Origin of the sequence: Burkholderia sp. ABCPW 14, from assembly GCF_001523835.1 — a bacterium.
GTDB lineage: Bacteria > Pseudomonadota > Gammaproteobacteria > Burkholderiales > Burkholderiaceae > Burkholderia > Burkholderia mayonis.
Genome location: NZ_LOVS01000153.1, coordinates 49620 through 66603, shown reverse-complemented (window position 1 = coordinate 66603; position 16984 = coordinate 49620). Strand labels below are relative to the sequence as shown.

Here is a 16984-nt window from a genome sequence, read left to right as displayed (position 1 = left end):
AGCGAACAAGATCATGGAAGCGGAACGTCTGAACGCGATCGAAAGCTCCCTCGCGGACCTGCGCCGGCGCGCGGGCGAGCTACGGGGGTATCTTTGACTACGACGTCAAGTCTGCACGTCTAGCCGAAGTCAACAAGCAACTCGAAGACCCGAACGTCTGGAACGACTCGAAGAACGCCCAGGCGCTCGGCCGCGAGAAGAAGTCGCTCGAAGGCGTCGTCATGACGCTCACGGCGCTCGATGACGACCTGCGCGACGCGCAGGACCTGTTCGACCTCGCCCACGAGGAAGACGACGAAGACACGCTCGTCGCGACCGAAGAGGACGCGGCGAAGCTCGAGGCGCGCGTCGCCGACATCGAATTCCGCCGGATGTTCTCGAACCCGGCCGATCCGAACAACTGCTTCATCGACATCCAGGCCGGCGCCGGCGGCACCGAGGCGTGCGACTGGGCGTCGATGCTGCTGCGCCAGTACCTGCGCTACTGCGAACGCAAGGGCTTCAAGGCGGAAGTGCTCGAGGAATCCGACGGCGACGTCGCCGGCATCAAGAACGCGACGATCAAGGTTTCGGGCGAATATGCATACGGCTATCTGCGCACCGAAACCGGCATCCACCGCCTCGTGCGCAAGTCGCCGTTCGATTCGTCGGGCGGCCGTCACACGTCGTTCTCGTCGGTGTTCGTCTATCCGGAAATCGACGATTCGATCGAAGTCGAGGTCAACCCGGCCGATCTGCGCATCGACACGTACCGTGCATCGGGCGCGGGCGGCCAGCACATCAACAAGACCGACTCGGCGGTGCGGATCACGCACATGCCGACGGGCATCGTCGTCCAGTGCCAGAACGACCGCTCGCAGCACCGCAACCGTGCGGAAGCGATGGCGATGCTGAAATCGCGTCTGTACGAAGCCGAGCTGCGCAAGCGCCAGGCCGAGCAGGACAAGCTCGAATCGAGCAAGACCGACGTGGGCTGGGGCCACCAGATCCGCTCGTACGTGCTCGACCAGAGCCGCGTGAAGGATCTGCGCACGAACGTCGAAATGAGCAACACAAAGGCCGTCCTCGACGGCGACCTCGACGACTTCATCGGCGCGAGCCTCAAACAGGGCGTGTAAGCGCCCCCGCGCGGGCGCGGCCCGGCCGGCCCGCGCGCCGGCCGCGTCGGCGCCGCGCCCCGCTGCCGCATTACCATCGAACCCGACCATCATGACCGAACCGACCCAACCGCAGGCCGCTGTCGCAGCGGACGAAAACCAGATCGTCGCCGAACGCCGCGACAAGCTGCGCGCGCTGCGCGACCAAGGCATCGCCTATCCGAACGACTTCCAGCCGACCCACCATGCGGCCGATCTGCAGAACGAATACGCGGACACCGACAAGGAAGCGCTCGAAGCGAAGCACCTCGAAGTCGCGATCGCCGGCCGGATGATGCTCAAGCGCGTGATGGGCAAGGCGAGCTTCGCGACGGTGCAGGACGGCTCGGGCCAGATCCAGTTCTTCGTGACGCCGGCCGACGTCGGCGCCGAGACCTACGACGCGTTCAAGAAGTGGGACCTGGGCGACATCGTCGCCGCGCGCGGCGTGCTGTTCCGCACGAACAAGGGCGAGCTGTCGGTGAAGTGCACGGAGCTGCGGCTGCTGTCGAAGGCACTGCGCCCGCTGCCCGACAAATTCCACGGCCTCGCGGATCAGGAGACGCGCTATCGCCAGCGCTACGTCGACCTGATCGTCACGCCGGAGACGCGCTCGACGTTCCGCGCGCGCACGAAGGCGATCGCGTCGATCCGCAAGTTCATGGGCGACGCCGACTTCATGGAAGTCGAGACGCCGATGCTGCACCCGATCCCGGGCGGCGCGGCGGCGAAGCCGTTCGTCACGCATCACAACGCGCTCGACATGCAGATGTTCCTGCGCATCGCGCCCGAGCTGTACCTGAAGCGCCTCATCGTCGGCGGCTTCGAGCGCGTGTTCGAGATCAACCGGAATTTCCGCAACGAGGGCGTGTCGCCGCGCCACAACCCGGAATTCACGATGATGGAGTTCTACGCCGCGTATACCGACTACCGCTGGCTGATGGACTTCACCGAGCAACTGATCCGTCAGGCGGCCGTCGACGCGCTCGGCACCGCGACGATCCAGTACCAGGGCCGCGAGCTCGATCTCGCGAAGCCGTTCCATCGGCTCACGATCACGCAGGCGATCCAGAAGTTCGCGCCGAACTACACGCACGGCCAGTTGTCGGACGACGCTTACCTGCGCAGCGAACTGAAGCGCCTCGGCGTCGACGTTACTCAGCCGGCGTTCCTGAACGCAGGCATCGGCGCGCTGCAGCTCGCGCTCTTCGAGGAAACCGCGGAATCGCAGCTGTGGGAGCCGACCTTCATCATCGACTACCCGATCGAAGTGTCGCCGCTCGCACGCGAATCGGACACGGTGCCGGGCATCACCGAGCGCTTCGAGCTCTTCATCACCGGCCGCGAAATCGCGAACGGCTTCTCGGAGCTGAACGACCCCGAAGACCAGGCTGCGCGCTTCAAGAAGCAGGTCGAGCAGAAGGACGCGGGCGACGAGGAAGCGATGTTCTTCGACGCCGACTACATCCGTGCGCTCGAATACGGGATGCCTCCGACAGGCGGCTGCGGGATCGGCATCGACCGTCTCGTGATGCTGCTCACCGACAGCCCGACGATCCGCGACGTGCTGCTGTTCCCGCACCTGCGCCGCGAAGACTGAGCCCCGCGCGAGGCGTCTTCCACCCGTTTTTCGCCCGCTTCCCCGGGGCGGAAAACGGCGGCGAACAGCGGCAAGCCCGCCTGCTTTGTAACCGCCCGTAAATCCCGGCCGCCGCGCCGCCCCCCTCTTCCGTCCCCTTCTCTTCGCTTCCTTTGCGCCGCTTGCGCGAGCGGGCATTTGACAGTGTTTGACACGCAAGTTTCCGCAGCGAATCGTTACAACTTGAAACGCCGTGCCCACGGCGTTTGATCGACACTTAGATCCAGAAAATAACGCACGACCGTGTGCGGCACGCTTTGCATGGGATCGGAGTAACTGCCAATGCACTCACTCCGATCGACACAGGAGAGTCGAAAATGGACAACCAGAACACCACCACACAGCAACGTCAGCGCATCCATCCGCTCGTCGCGACGGCCGCAGGCGCCGTCATCATCGCGAGCCTCGCCGCGACGGCCGCCGTCACGGGCCTGTTCCCGAAGGCGAGCAGCATCGATGCGCAGAACCCGCAGACGCAGGCCGCACTGATCGCGTCGCAGCCGGCCGTCGACACGGCCGCCGCCGCGAGCGCCGCGCTCGCCGCGCAAGCCGCGCAGCAGCAGGCCGCGGAACGTCAGGCGGTCGCACAAGCGGCGCCGAAGCCCGCGCCGCGCCCGGTTCATCATCACCGCGCGTCGACCGCGCCGCAGCCGCCGCAATATGCGCAGCAGCCGTATCCGCAACAGCAGCAGCAATCGACGTACTGCGCGACCTGCGGCACCGTCGCGGCGATCGTGCCGGTGCGAACGGCGGGCACGAGCTCGGGGATCGGCGCGGTCGGCGGTGCAGCCGCGGGCGGTCTCGTCGGCAACCAGTTCGGTCACGGCAACGGCCGCACCGCGATGACGATCATCGGCGCGTTGGGCGGCGGCCTCGCCGGCAATGCGGTCGAAAAGCAGGTTCGCAGCGAAACCGACTATCAAGTCCAGGTACAGATGCAGGACGGCTCGACGCGTACGTTCACGTATCACAGCCCGCCGCCGTTCGGCCAAGGCCAGCGCGTGCGCGTCGAGAACGGTTCGCTCGTCGGCGCGTGACGCGAACGCGCGGCGTGGCGGCCGCGCGCCGCTCGCCCGCGGATCGGCCGCCCCGACAATATCGGCCGGCCCATGAAAAAACGGCTCGTGATCGCTTCACGAGCCGTTTTTCTTGACGCGATCGCCGCAGACTTCACCGCAGCCGCGCCGTTGCAACGCCGGCGCGATCCGGTTCACCGCGCCGTTGCGCTGTCAATCGACCGATTGCGGCGACACCGCCGATTGCGGCGCACACCGATCCCACGCGCGGCTATCGAACACCCGCCATCCGTGCACGGCGCGCGACTGCGCCACGTCGCTCCGCCAAGCGGCCGCGCCAATCGATCGACACCAATCGACACCGATCGGCGCGGGCCCGGTCCATCAGTCTTCGTCATCGAAGTCCGATTCGTCGATCCAGTGCGCCTGGATCGCCTCGAGGATCTTCTCGCCCGAATGCTTCGGATCATCGTCGAAACCATCCAGCGCCAGCACCCACTGGCGCAGATCGACAAAATTGATCCGCTGCGGATCGACGTCCGGATGCTTGTCCGCGAGCGCGATCGCGATCTCGCGGGAATCGGTCCATTTCATCGTCGAACCTCCTCGCCGTCAGTGATTTTCTTTCGCGTGGTTGATCGAGTACTTCGGAATCTCGACCACCAGATCCACGTCTTCCTTCACGATCGCCTGGCACGACAGGCGCGACGTCGGCTCGAGGCCCCATGCCTTGTCGAGCAGGTCGTCCTCGTCTTCCTCGGACGGCTCCAGGTCGTTGAAGCCCTCGCGAATGATCACGTGGCACGTCGTGCACGCGCACGACTTCTCGCACGCGTGCTCGATCTCGACGCCGTTGTCGAGCAGGTTGTCGCAGATGCTCTTGCCGGGCACGGCGTCGATCACCGCGCCGTCCGGGCACAATTCGACGTGCGGCAGTACTACGAGTTGAGGCATGTTCGTTCCGTTCGTTCAGCCAGTGCGCGGCGTCCGGCCGCGCCGTCCATCGCCGCGCCGGCGGCCGTTCGGCCGCGCGGCGCAGTTCGTTTTCAGATCTCGTCGAGCTTGCGGCCGGCAAGCGCCCGCTTGATGCTCTTGTCCATCCGGCGCGCCGCGAAGTCGTCGGTGCCCTCGGCAAGCGCCTTCGTCGCCGCATCGATTGCGTTCGTGTCGCCGCTCGTCGCGAGCGCGCGCAGCGACGAGACGAGGCCGTCGACCGCCGTGCGCTCGTTCGCGTCGAGCAGATCGCCGTCGGCGGCGAGCGCCACCTCCGTCGCCTCGACGAGGCGCTGCGCCTCGACCTGCGCCTCGCGCAGCGCGCGCGCGCGCATGTCGACCTCGGCCGTCTTGAAGCTGTCCTCGAGCATCCGCGCGATGTCGTCATCGCCGAGGCCGTACGACGGCTTCACGACGACCGACGCCTCGACGCCCGAGTGCTGCTCACGCGCGAACACCGACAGGAGACCGTCCGCGTCGACCTGATAGGTCACGCGAATCCGCGCGGCGCCCGCCGCCATCGGCGGAATGCCGCGCAGCTCGAAGCGCGCGAGCGAGCGACAGTCGGACACGAGCTCGCGCTCGCCCTGCACGACGTGAATCGCCATTGCGGTCTGGCCGTCCTTGAACGTCGTGAATTCCTGCGCGCGCGCGGCGGGGATCGTCGAATTGCGCGGGATGATCTTCTCGACGAGGCCGCCCATCGTCTCGACGCCGAGCGACAGCGGGATCACGTCGAGCAGCAGCCAGTCGTCGCCGCCGCTGCGGTTGCCGGCGAGCAGATCCGCCTGGATCGCCGCGCCGAGCGCGACCACCTGATCCGGATCGAGATTGACGAGCGGCGGCTGGCGGAAGAATGTCGCGACCGCGTCGCGGATCACCGGCATGCGCGTCGCGCCGCCGACGAGCACGACGCCCTTGATGTCGGCGGGCGTCACCTGCGCGTCGCGCAGCGCCTTGCGGGTCGGCGCCAGCGTGCGCTGCACGAGCGGCTCGACGAGCGCGGCGAATGCATCGCGCGTGACCGTCTGCACGAGCTTCGTGCCCGTCGACAGCTTCACGTCGAGGTGCGCCTCTTGCGCTGCAGACAGCGCTTCCTTCGCGTTGCGCACGCGATCGAGCAGCAGGCGCACGTCTTCGGGCGCGAGCTGCTCCACGTCGATGCCGGCCTGCGCGAGCACGTACGCAAACAGCGCGTGATCGAAATCGTCGCCGCCGAGCGCGGAATCGCCGCCCGCCGCGAGCACTTCGAACACGCCCTTCGTGAGCTTCAGGATCGACAGGTCGAACGTGCCGCCGCCGAGGTCATAGACCGCGTAGAGGCCTTCCGAGCCGTTGTCGAGCCCGTACGCGATCGCGGCCGCGGTCGGCTCGTTCAGCAGGCGCAGCACGTTCAGGCCCGCGAGCCGCGCGGCGTCCTTCGTCGCCTGGCGCTGCGCATCGTCGAAGTACGCGGGCACCGTGATCACCGCGCCGACGAGCTCGTCGCCGAGCGTGTCCTCGGCGCGCTTGCGCAGCGTCGCGAGAATCTCCGCCGACACCTCGACCGGGCTCTTCACGCCGTCGACCGTGCGGATCTGCACCATGCCGGGCGCATCGATGAACTCGTACGGCGCGTTCGCCGCGCCTTCGACTTCCGTCTTGCCGCGCCCCATGAAGCGCTTGACCGACACGATCGTGTTGCGCGGATCGAGCGCCGCCTCGTCCTTCGCGGTGTGACCGATCCGCCGGCCGCCCTTCTCGAGGTAGCGGACGACGGACGGCAGCAGCACGCGGCCCGCGTCGTCGGGCAGCGCTTCCGGGATGCTGTTGCGCACCGCGGCGACGAGCGAATTCGTCGTGCCGAGGTCGATGCCGACGGCGAGGCGCCGCTGATGCGGCGCGGGCGCCATGCCGGGTTCGGAAATTTGCAGTAAAGCCATCTGTGTGTTCGATGAGGGCCGAAGCCCCGCTTGCATCGCGTGCGTCACGCGCGCGGTTAGTGTTCGAGGCGCTCGATCTGAGCGCCGATCTCGGTCGACACGCGCTCGACGAACATCAGCTGTCGCACGGCTTCCGCCGCACCCTGGTCCGCGCCGCTGTCGAGCAGCGCGCCCAGCTTCGCGAGGCGCGCGCGCCGCTCGTCGCGCAATTCGGCGAGAAGCGCGTCGAGCTCGCCGACGTTCTTCGCGGCCGCCGCATCCTCGATGCGCTCGCGCCACTCCATCTGCTGCATCAGGAACGCCGGCTCCATCGCCGTATTGTTCTCGGCGCCGACGTCGACGCCGCGCAGCGTCAGCAAGTACGTCGCCCGCTTGAGCGGATCGCGCAGCGTCTGATACGCCTCGTTCGCGCGCGTCGCCCATTGCATCGCGATGCGCTTTTGCGCGTCGCCCGCCGCGGCGAAGCGATCCGGGTGCACCTGCGACTGCACGGTGCGGTACGCGACGTTGAGCGCATGCTCGTCGAGCGCGAATTGCACCGGCAGGTGAAAGAGATCGAAGTGGCTGTCTTTCAGCGAAACCATCGCGTAGTAGCTGTAGCGCTCAACTCGTTGTCGACTGCGGCACGACGTGGACCGATATGCCGCCCATTAAAAAGGCGGCCCGCGCCGCCCCTTGCCCGCCTCACGCGGATCAGCCGTCACACGCGGAACGATTCGCCGCAGCCGCACTCGTCCTTCACGTTCGGGTTGTTGAACCTGAATCCCTCGTTCAATCCCTCGCGCGCGAAGTCGAGCTCGGTGCCGTCGATGTACGCGAGGCTCTTCGGGTCGACGAAGACCTTCACGCCATGGCTTTCGAACACCTGATCCTCGACGGCGAAGTCGTCGACGTACTCGAGCTTGTACGCGAGGCCCGAGCAGCCGGTCGTGCGCACGCCGAGCCGCAGGCCCAGCCCCTTGCCGCGCCGCGTCAGATACTTCTGCACGTGTTGCGCAGCCTTTTCCGTCAGTGTGATAGCCATAATGTCCCTGGTCGCACGGAGCGAGCCCCGTGCGTCATGCGTCTAAACCAAAACCATCGACGTCCGTCGAACCCGCGGCGCCGCTTACGCGGCGACCTTGCCGTCTTCAGCGCCGTCGTGACGCTTCTTGTAGTCGGCCACGGCCGCCTTGATCGCGTCCTCGGCGAGGATCGAGCAGTGGATCTTCACGGGCGGCAGCGCGAGCTCTTCGGCGATCTGCGTGTTCTTGATCGAGAGCGCTTCGTCAAGCGTCTTGCCCTTCACCCATTCGGTCACGAGCGAGCTCGACGCGATCGCCGAGCCGCAGCCGTAGGTCTTGAACTTCGCATCCTCGATCACGCCGTTTTCGCCGACGCGGATCTGCAGCTTCATCACGTCGCCGCACGCGGGTGCGCCGACCATGCCAGTGCCGACCGCATCGTCGTCCTTCGAGAACGAACCGACGTTACGCGGGTTTTCGTAGTGATCCAGAACCTTGTTGCTGTAAGACATGATTCAACTCCTTGCTTCGTTTCGTCTGCGCGGCGCTCGGGCGCCCGCGAAAAAAGTCGCTGCGCTCAGTGCGCCGCCCATTCGATCGTCGACAGATCGATGCCGTCCTGGTGCATTTCCCAAAGCGGCGACAAGTCGCGCAGCTTCGCGATCTTGCCCTTCAGCAGATTGATCACGTAGTCGACTTCCTGTTCCGTCGTGAAGCGGCCGACCGTGAAGCGGATCGAGCTGTGCGCGAGCTCGTCGTTGCGGCCGAGCGCACGCAGCACGTACGACGGCTCGAGCGACGCCGACGTGCACGCGGAGCCCGACGACACCGCGACGTCCTTGATCGCCATGATCAGCGACTCGCCTTCGACGAAATTGAAGCTGATGTTCAGGTTGTGCGGGATGCGGTGCTCGAGGTCGCCGTTCACGTAGGTTTCCTCGATTTCCGACAGGCCGCGCAGCAGCTTGTCGCGCAGCATCCGGATGCGCTCGTTCTCGGTCGCCATCTCTTCGCGCGCGATGCGGAACGCTTCGCCCATGCCGACGATCTGGTGCGTCGGCAGCGTGCCCGAGCGCATGCCGCGCTCGTGGCCGCCGCCGTGCATCTGCGCCTCGATGCGCACGCGCGGCTTGCGGCGCACGTAGAGTGCGCCGATGCCCTTCGGGCCGTAGGTCTTGTGCGCGGAGAACGACATCAGGTCGACCTTCAGCTTCGCGAGATCGATCTCGACCTTGCCCGTCGCCTGCGCACCGTCAACGTGGAATATGATGCCCTTCTCGCGGCAGATTTCGCCGATCGTCGCGATGTCCTGGATCACGCCGATCTCGTTGTTCACGTGCATCACCGACACGAGGATCGTGTCCGGGCGCAGCGCGGCCTTGAACACGTCGAGGTCGACGAGGCCATCGTCCTTCACGTCGAGGTAGGTCACTTCGAAGCCTTCGCGCTCGAGCTCGCGGCAGGTGTCGAGCACCGCCTTGTGCTCGGTCTTCACCGTGACGATGTGCTTGCCCTTGCCTTGGTAGAAGTGCGCGGCGCCCTTGATCGCGAGGTTGTCGGATTCGGTCGCGCCGGACGTCCAGATGATTTCGCGCGGGTCGGCATTGACGAGTGCGGCCACCTGCTCGCGCGCCTCTTCGACCGCGCGCTCCGCATCCCAGCCGTACGCGTGGCTGCGGGACGCCGGGTTGCCGAACTGCTCGCGCAGATACGGCACCATCTTGTCTACGACGCGCGGATCGACGGGCGTCGTCGCGCTGTAGTCCATGTAGATGGGCAGGTGGGGGATATCGTTGTTCATCTATCGCTCCGGGTATGCATTCAGTGCGGGGACTATTCGTTGTACTGGCCGCGTTCAGTGCGCGGCAATCATGAGCTTGCGATGTTGAAAACCGAATTCGGGCCGAGCGGGACCGTGCGCACCGGCTCGACGCTCGCCGCGACGGGCTCCGGCTTGCGCTTGTCGCGCAGCACGGCGGGCGTCCCTTCGCGGGCGCGCTGCTGATCGACGAGATCCTGCAGCGACACCGAATCGAGGTATTCGACCATTTTCTGGTTCAGCGTCGACCAGAGCTCGTGCGTCATGCAGTGGCCGTCGGGCTGCTTCGTGCCTTCGCACGCACCCTTGCCGCCGCATTGGGTCGCATCGAGCGGCTCGTCGACCGCAATGATGATGTCGGCGACCGTCACGTCCTGCGCGCGGCGCGCGAGGTTGTAGCCGCCGCCCGGCCCGCGGACCGATTCGACGATTTCGTGCCGGCGCAGCTTGCCGAACAATTGCTCGAGGTAGGAGAGCGAAATCCGCTGGCGCTGGCTGATGCCTGCAAGCGTCACCGGGCCTTGCTCCTGGCGCAGCGCCAAGTCGATCATCGCCGTGACGGCGAAACGGCCTTTCGTGGTGAGTCTCATGGTATTGAATGGGCAGCAATCTTGACGATTTTGGTCAAGTATAAATATTTGACCGTTTTAGTCAAGTATCCCTGCTTCTAAAAGGGGTTGTATGCGGCGCTTCAGCGCGCCGTTTCACGCAAGCTTTCGAGGAGGCCGCGGCACGCGTCCTCGCACTGATCGAGCACCTGTTCGAAGCCGCGCGCGCCGCCGAAATACGGATCGGCGATCTCGCGCGCCGACGCATCGCTCGCATATTCCATCAGCAGCCGGACCTTGCCCCGATATTGCGACGGGCAACGCTTGTGCAATTCGGCGAAATTGGCGGAATCCATCGCGAGCACGAGATCGAAGCGCTCGAAATCCGCCCGGCCGATCTGCCGCGCGCGCAGCGCCGACAGGTCGTAGCCCCGCGCCCGCGCGGCCTGCTGCGCGCGTGCGTCGGGCGCGTCGCCGACGTGCCAGTCGCCGGTGCCGGCCGAATCGACCGAGATTGATCCGTCGAGCCCCGCGGCCGCCACCTGATGACGCATCACCCCTTCAGCGGTAGGCGAGCGGCAGATGTTGCCAAGGCAGACGAAACAGATCGCGACGCTTTTCATCACGCGGCCAGAAAATCGCGGCGAACCGCTCGGATGGGTAACACGCCATTATACAAAGGCGCACCGATTCCCGCTTGCGGCAGATCCGGCTTCACAACGCCTTCGCGCCGGCGAGCGGCACGCCGTGCGACGCGGCCGGCAGCGCCTGCGACGCATCGTCGACGAGCCCGTACGACACCGCGCGCGCGAGTTCGGCCGACGCATCGCGCGCGACCGCGGGCCCGCGCTGCGGCGCGGCTTCGGACAGGTACAGGTAAGCGGCGGCGAGCGGCACGACGATCGCAAGCGGCCAGTACATCGATATTGTCTTTCTCATGATGCGACCTCTCTCGGCTGGTGCACTGGGCGTCGCCCAATGCTGACATGTGGAGATTCTATAGATCGCACCTATCGAGATAAATCCATGAATAGCGAACGCAGTGTTGCCCCTCGATGAACAGTCGCGACGCGCGGCGTTCCCGGCCCGCGCGCGACGCGCTTGCGCACGGTCAAATCACGACGTCGACGATTGGTCGAGATGCGTGCGCGACGCCGCGTACAGTTCGCGGAATGTCCGGCCGGCGGGCGCCGGGATATCGCGCGTATCGGTCCAGCCGCGCGCGAACGGGAACCGCCTGAGCACACCTGTCACGCCGCCCGACGTGCCGCCTGCGCGCTCGAGCACGCGGACCGCGAGCTTCGTCGCGAGCGCATAAAGCGTCGGTCGCCGCGCGAAGAAACCCCACGCTGCGAGCCCCGCCCGCTCATGCAACGGCCGCAGGTGCCGCTCGACCTGCTTCTCGCGCAACTTGCGCAGCAGGCCAGAAATCGGGATGCCGACCGGACAGACGCTGTCGCACTCGCCGCAGAGCGTCGCCGCCTGCGGCAGGTCGAGCGCCTGGTCGAGCCCGACGTAGCTCGGCGTCAGCACCGAGCCCATCGGCCCCGGATACACCCAGCCGTACGTGTGCCCGCCCACCTTCTGGTACACCGGGCAATGGTTCATGCACGCGCCGCAGCGTATGCAGCGCAGCATCTCCTGGAACTCGCCGCCGATGAGCCCGCTGCGGCCGCCGTCGACGAGCACGACGTAGGAATGCTCGGGCCCGTCCTCGTCGCCGTCGGCACGCAAGCCCGTCAGCAGCGAGAAGTAGTTCGACGTCTTCTGCCCGGTCGCGGAGCGCGGCAAGAGACGCATCGCGGTCGCGAGATCCTCGAGCGTCGGCAGAACTTTCTCGATCCCCGTCACCGCGACGTGCACGCGCGGCAGCACCGTGCACATTCCTTCGTTGCCCTCGTTCGTCACGAGCACGACGGAGCCCGTCTCCGCGATCACGAAGTTGCCGCCCGTCACGCCCATGTCCGCCGACAGGAAATGGGGGCGCAGCACCTCGCGCGCCTCGCGGGCCATCTCCGGGATTTCGGTCAGGCGGGGCCGTCCGTGCGTCTTTGCGAACAGCTCGGCGACCTCCTCCTTGTCCCGATGCAGCACGGGCGCGATGATGTGGCTCGGCGGCTCGTTGTCGTTGATCTGCAGGATGTATTCGCCGAGGTCGGTCTCGATCGACTGCACGCCGAGCTGGCCGAGCACCGCGTTGAGGTTCGCCTCCTCGGTCACCATCGACTTCGTCTTGATGACCTTCTTCACGTCGTGCCGGCGCGCGATCTCCGCGACGAGCTTCGCCGCGTCGGCCGTCGTCTCCGCGTACAGCACGGTCGTCCCGCGCCGCGCCGCCTCGCGCTCGAACATCTCGAGCCACACGTCGAGCTGCTCGAGCGCGCGATTGCGGCGCGCCTTCAGCTCGGCGCGCGTCGCGACGAAGTCGATCTGCGTGAGCGCTTCCGCGCGCCCCGATACGAATTTCGTCGACAGCCTCTTGAGGTTTTCCTGCAGGCGCGCATCGGCGAGCTTTTCGCCCGCGCGCGCCTTGAAATGCATCGATTGGACTTGCATGGCGGCTCGTGGGGTTCGTGGTTCTCGTCGCGGTTCTCGATCGTGCGGCCAACGGCGCGGCGGATCGCCGGCGGCGTCAGACGTCTCCCGCGAGCACCTGCGCGACGTGCAGCACGCGCGTGTCGCGATCGCCCGTGCGGCGCAGGCGCCCTTCGATGTTCAGCATGCAGCCGAGATCGCCGAGCACGACGGCCGGAGCGCCTGTCGCGCGCACGTTCGCGCATTTCTCGTCGACGATCGCGGTCGAGATGTTGCCGTACTTCACCGCGAACGTGCCGCCGAAGCCGCAGCAATGCTCGCAGTCCTTCATCTCGTCGACGGCGACGCCGCGCTGCGCGAGAAGCGCGCGCGGCTGCGCCTTCACGCCGAGCTCGCGCAGGCCCGAGCAGGAATCGTGGTACGTGACGGGCCCCTTGAACTCGCCCGGCTCGAGCTTCACCTGCGCGATGTTGGCGAGGAAATCGGTCAACTCGTAGACCTTCGTGCGCAGGCGCCCGTAGCGTGCCATCAGCTCGGGATCGTCGCGAAAGAGATCGCCGTAATGGACGCGGATCATCCCGCCGCACGAGCCCGACGGCACGACGACGTAGTCGAACTGCTCGAACTCGCGCAGCGTCTTCTCGGCGAGATCGCGCGCGAGCGCGCGTTCGCCCGAGTTGTACGCGGGCTGGCCGCAGCAGGTCTGCGCGGGCGGCACGACAACCTCGCAGCCCGCCTGCTTCAGCAGCTTGAGCGCCGAAAAACCGATTTCGGGCCGCATCAGGTCGACGAGACACGTGACGAACAAACCGACTCGCATAGCCGCTCCTTCGAGAAAACGGCGCTCATTATCCGCCGTTTGCGCGGCGAGACCAACGCTGCGCCGCAAAGAGACTCCGCCACGGCCCCGAGCGAGGACTTCCTCGAACACCGTTCGCTTTTTTCACTATACGAGATACAATCGCCGCATTGGTATTTGATGCGGCAATCGATTTCTGACGATGAGCAACCCGAACCCGGATTCCAAGACATCGATCCAAGTGATCGAACGGATGATGCGGCTCCTCGATGCGCTCGCCGCGCATAGCGATCCGGTCAGCCTGAAGGAACTCGCGCAGCGCACCGAACTGCACCCGTCCACCGCGCACCGGATCCTGAACGACATGGTGACCTGCCGTCTCGTCGACCGGTCCGACCCCGGCACGTACCGGCTCGGCATGCGCCTCCTCGAGCTCGGCAACCTCGTGAAGGCGCGCCTGTCGATGCGCGACGCCGCGCTGATGCCGATGCGCGAGCTGCACCGGCTGACGGGCCAGACCGTGAACCTGTCGGTGCGCCAGGGCGACGAGATCGTGTACATCGAACGCGCGTATTCGGAGCGCTCGGGGATGCAGGTCGTCCGCGCGATCGGCGGCCGCGCGCCGCTGCACCTGACGTCGGTCGGCAAGCTGTTCCTCGCGGCCGACGAGACGTCGCGGGTGCGCGCGTACGCGACGCGCACGGGCCTCGCCGGCCACACGCAGAACAGCATCACCGATCTGCCGAAGCTCGAGCGCGAGCTCACGCTCGTGCGACAGCAAGCGTGCGCACGCGACAACGAAGAGCTGGAGCTCGGCGTGCGCTGCATCGCGGCCGGCATCTACGACGATTCCGGCAAGCTCGTTGCGGGGCTGTCGCTGTCCGCGCCCGCCGACCGGCTGCAGGACGCGTGGCTCGGCCAGTTGAGCCGCACGGCGCTCACGATCTCCGAATCGCTCGGCTATCACACGGCGGCCACGAAGGAAATGGACGCGCCGGCGCAAAAGCAGGCGTAGGCGCATGACGCGCGCGAGCCTGCGTCGACCGCCCGCTTCAGTCGGCGCGCCCAACAAAAAGCCCCGCGTTTGCGGGGCTTTTTGTTGGGCAATGCGGCGACCGGCCGCGCCTGCAATCAGGTCCCGCCCGTCGACGTGTTCGCCGCCGTCAGACGTTCGCCGCCGCCGTTATCGAGCCAATTGCGCACGCGCGACGCATCGGCGAAGCGCGAATACTTGCCGAACGAATCGAGCAGCACCATCACGATCGGACGGCCGTGGATCGTCGTCTGCATCACGAGGCACTCGCCCGCTTCGTTGATGAAGCCAGTCTTCTGCAGGCCAATGTCCCATGACGGATTGCGCACGAGCGCGTTCGTGCTGTTGTACGCGAGCGTCCGCTTGCCGGTGTTCACCTCGTAGCTGCGGTCGGTCGAGAACTTGCGGATGAGCGGGTACTGGTACGCCGCGTTCACCATCATGACGAGATCGCGCGCGCTCGACACGTTCTGGCTCGACAGGCCCGTCGCGTTCTCGAAATGCGTGTCGGTCATGCCGAGCGTCTTCGCCTTCGCGTTCATCGCCGCGATGAACGCCGGACGGCCGCCCGGGTAATAGCGCGACAACGCGGCCGCTGCGCGGTTCTCCGACGCCATCAGCGCGATGTGCAGCATGTCCTCGCGCGACAGCACCGAGCCGACCGACAGGCGCGAGCCCGTGCCCTTCTCGTAGTCGCGATCCTCGTCGGTCACTTCGACCTGGTCGGTGAGCAGCGTCTTCGAATCGATGACGACCATCGCCGTCATCAGCTTCGTGATCGACGCGATCGGCACGACCGCATGCGAGTTCTTGTCGAAGAGCGGCTCGGACGTGTTCTGGTCGACGACGTACGCGACGCTCGAGCGCAGCGCGAGCGAATCGGGCGTCTCGTGCAGGCCGAACGCCTGCCCGACCGACGGCGTACGCGGCTGGAACGCGACCCGGCGCACGCCGCTGTGGTGACGGCCGTTCGACACATAGGTCACGCGCTTGCGTGCGCCTTTCGCGCGCGGCTCGGCGCTCGACGATGCAGCGCGCAGCGACTTCTTCGCCGCGCTCTTCTTGCCTTTCGCGCTCTGCGCGGTCTTGGCAGTGGCGGCGAACGCGTCCGCGGGCGCGACGACGGCCGTGGCCACCATCAGCGAGACGGCGACCGAAACGGCGGTGCTGAGCGCCACGCTCTGCATCATCCTGAGCGGTGCAAACAATTGGGCTTTCATTGGGGTCCGAACATAACGGCGGGAAGTTTCCGCAAGTGTAGTAAAAGCTGAAAAAATAAGCAATATTAGGCACTTACCGATCTTCGTTAAACCGAAATGTAAGAATCGATCGTACCAGACCAATCGGCCCCGCCACCCCATCGAAAAATACGATGACGGAAACGAGACTCCCGACGCGCGCGACACACAAATCACCCACCGGTTGATCAGAATATCGGCACTGCGACGGACAAGTTGAAGCAGGGGAAACCACGAATGCCGCGGGCGAAGCGGGCCGGACGCCCCACCATCAAGCCTGACGACGGGCATTCGCGCCTGTCGCCACGCCGAAAACAGCGAGCGCTTCGACAAGCCAGAATGTTAAACGTTCCGGCGCCCAATCGGTTTACTCGCGGTTTACTCGCGTCGCGATGGTGCGCCTGCGTCGATGCGGCAGGCCGCCGAACCGGCACGGGCACTGTCTGAAACCGATCCCATGACTACAATGCAACCCATTGTTTTGTCTAGAAATTGCCGGAATTGTGCAATGCACCAAAAAGACTTGACATTCAAATCTGACGCCCTAAAATAGGAAACATTGTTGCGTTGCACAAAGCAGTTTCAGGAATCTGTTCCCCAAAGTTGTGCCCTTTTCCTTCACGATCTTCGATCGAACTTCAGGAGCATGAACATGTCCTTGCTGACCCCCGAGCAAATCGCCGCTGCCCAGAAAACCAACATCGAAAGCCTCTTCGGCCTCACGACGAAGGCGTTCGAAGGCGTCGAAAAGCTGATCGAACTGAATCTGCAAGTGGTGAAGTCGACGCTCGCTGAAAGTCAGGAAAACGTGCAGCGCGCGCTGTCCGTGAAGGACGCGCAGGAACTCCTCGCGCTGCAAGCCAGCCTCACGCAGCCGATCGCCGAGAAGGTGCTGGCGTACGGCCGTCACGTGTACGAAATCGCATCGGCAACGCAAGCCGAGTTCGCGAAGGTCGCCGAAGCGCAATACGAGGAACAGAACCGCAAGGTGCAAGCCCTCGTCGACAACGTCGCGAAGAATGCGCCGGCCGGCTCGGAAACCGCCGTCGCCGCGCTGAAGTCGGCGATCAACGCCGCGAACACGACGTACGAAACGGTGCAGAAGGCCGCGAAGCAAGCGGTCGAAATCGCCGAAACGAACTTCAACGCCGCAGCCGCCGTCGCCACGAAGGCGGCGAACACCGCGGCCGCCGCGTCGCGCCGCAGCGGCAACAAGCCCGCATAAGCGCCGGGCGTCACCGTCTGCTCGTTTGGGGAAAGCCGCGCATTCGCGCGGCTTTTTTCTTGGGCGACGCTTTTCGA

General features: G+C 65.8%; 18 protein-coding genes. 5 read left to right on the top strand and 13 right to left on the bottom strand.

Translation table 11 applies throughout. From position 1 onward, the window contains the following. Positions 1-13 precede the first annotated feature (13 nt). The 3 genes from prfB to WS62_RS25095 all read left to right on the top strand — a co-directional run bounded on the left by prfB (position 14) and on the right by WS62_RS25095 (position 3812). A protein-coding gene (gene prfB, locus WS62_RS25105; protein ID WP_156441127.1) for a peptide chain release factor 2 occupies positions 14-1118 on the top strand; the annotation gives its coding sequence in 2 pieces (ribosomal slippage) (positions 14-94 and positions 96-1118; 1104 coding nt in all). A gap of 91 nt (positions 1119-1209) precedes the next feature. Next, a complete protein-coding gene (lysS, locus tag WS62_RS25100) occupies positions 1210-2736 on the top strand; it encodes a lysine--tRNA ligase (RefSeq protein ID WP_066576643.1) in 1527 nt (508 codons plus the stop codon). A 356-nt stretch (positions 2737-3092) separates the two neighbouring features. Then, entirely contained in the window at positions 3093-3812 is a 720-nt protein-coding gene (locus tag WS62_RS25095; RefSeq protein ID WP_066576641.1) for a glycine zipper 2TM domain-containing protein, read from the top strand. A 363-nt stretch (positions 3813-4175) separates the two neighbouring features. Here WS62_RS25095 and iscX read toward each other — a convergent pair whose 3' ends face one another. The 12 genes from iscX to WS62_RS25030 form a co-directional block, all read right to left on the bottom strand. Continuing rightward, positions 4176-4385: a Fe-S cluster assembly protein IscX gene (gene iscX / locus WS62_RS25085; RefSeq protein WP_059473727.1), complete on the bottom strand. Its 210-nt coding sequence runs from the start codon at positions 4383-4385 to the stop codon at positions 4176-4178. Between the two features lie 18 nt (positions 4386-4403). Next, positions 4404-4745, bottom strand: a complete 342-nt coding sequence (gene fdx, locus WS62_RS25080) for an ISC system 2Fe-2S type ferredoxin (protein ID WP_010104990.1) — start codon at positions 4743-4745, stop codon at positions 4404-4406. Between the two features lie 92 nt (positions 4746-4837). Beyond that, positions 4838-6706, bottom strand: a complete 1869-nt coding sequence (gene hscA, locus WS62_RS25075) for a Fe-S protein assembly chaperone HscA (RefSeq protein WP_066576639.1) — start codon at positions 6704-6706, stop codon at positions 4838-4840. Between the two features lie 56 nt (positions 6707-6762). Beyond that, positions 6763-7290: a Fe-S protein assembly co-chaperone HscB gene (gene hscB, locus WS62_RS25070; protein WP_066576637.1), complete on the bottom strand. Its 528-nt coding sequence runs from the start codon at positions 7288-7290 to the stop codon at positions 6763-6765. A 116-nt stretch (positions 7291-7406) separates the two neighbouring features. Beyond that, positions 7407-7730, bottom strand: a complete 324-nt coding sequence (gene iscA / locus WS62_RS25065) for an iron-sulfur cluster assembly protein IscA (RefSeq protein ID WP_059473730.1) — start codon at positions 7728-7730, stop codon at positions 7407-7409. Between the two features lie 84 nt (positions 7731-7814). Next, entirely contained in the window at positions 7815-8222 is a 408-nt protein-coding gene (gene iscU, locus WS62_RS25060) for a Fe-S cluster assembly scaffold IscU (protein ID WP_059473731.1), read from the bottom strand. A 65-nt stretch (positions 8223-8287) separates the two neighbouring features. After that, the gene (locus WS62_RS25055; RefSeq protein ID WP_066576635.1) at positions 8288-9511 is read right to left on the bottom strand and encodes an IscS subfamily cysteine desulfurase; all 1224 of its coding nucleotides are present in this window, start codon (positions 9509-9511) and stop codon (positions 8288-8290) included. A 68-nt stretch (positions 9512-9579) separates the two neighbouring features. Continuing rightward, positions 9580-10119 carry a Fe-S cluster assembly transcriptional regulator IscR gene (iscR, locus tag WS62_RS25050; RefSeq protein ID WP_010104996.1) on the bottom strand — a complete coding sequence of 180 codons (540 nt, stop codon included), beginning with the start codon at positions 10117-10119 and terminating at the stop codon, positions 9580-9582. Between the two features lie 101 nt (positions 10120-10220). After that, the gene (locus WS62_RS25045) at positions 10221-10700 is read right to left on the bottom strand and encodes a low molecular weight protein-tyrosine-phosphatase (protein ID WP_066576633.1); all 480 of its coding nucleotides are present in this window, start codon (positions 10698-10700) and stop codon (positions 10221-10223) included. Positions 10701-10791: 91 nt separating this feature from the next. Then, complete coding sequence (locus WS62_RS25040) at positions 10792-10998, bottom strand: hypothetical protein (protein WP_162499484.1); 207 nt, start codon at positions 10996-10998, stop codon at positions 10792-10794. Positions 10999-11193: 195 nt separating this feature from the next. After that, positions 11194-12633, bottom strand: coding sequence for a lactate utilization protein B (locus WS62_RS25035; protein WP_066576630.1), 1440 nt, complete (start codon positions 12631-12633; stop codon positions 11194-11196). Positions 12634-12709: 76 nt separating this feature from the next. Further along, positions 12710-13432, bottom strand: a complete 723-nt coding sequence (locus WS62_RS25030) for a (Fe-S)-binding protein (protein WP_066576627.1) — start codon at positions 13430-13432, stop codon at positions 12710-12712. Positions 13433-13613: 181 nt separating this feature from the next. Here WS62_RS25030 and WS62_RS25025 point away from each other — a divergent pair, with 181 nt between their 5' ends. Beyond that, entirely contained in the window at positions 13614-14426 is an 813-nt protein-coding gene (locus WS62_RS25025) for an IclR family transcriptional regulator (RefSeq protein ID WP_066576625.1), read from the top strand. A gap of 116 nt (positions 14427-14542) precedes the next feature. On the opposite strand, the gene pbpG is transcribed toward WS62_RS25025, so the two are convergent. Next, positions 14543-15664: a D-alanyl-D-alanine endopeptidase gene (gene pbpG / locus WS62_RS25020; protein WP_156441126.1), complete on the bottom strand. Its 1122-nt coding sequence runs from the start codon at positions 15662-15664 to the stop codon at positions 14543-14545. 670 nt (positions 15665-16334) lie between these two features. Here pbpG and WS62_RS25015 point away from each other — a divergent pair. Continuing rightward, a complete protein-coding gene (locus WS62_RS25015; protein ID WP_059473774.1) occupies positions 16335-16907 on the top strand; it encodes a phasin family protein in 573 nt (190 codons plus the stop codon). The last annotated feature ends 77 nt before the right edge of the window (positions 16908-16984 follow it).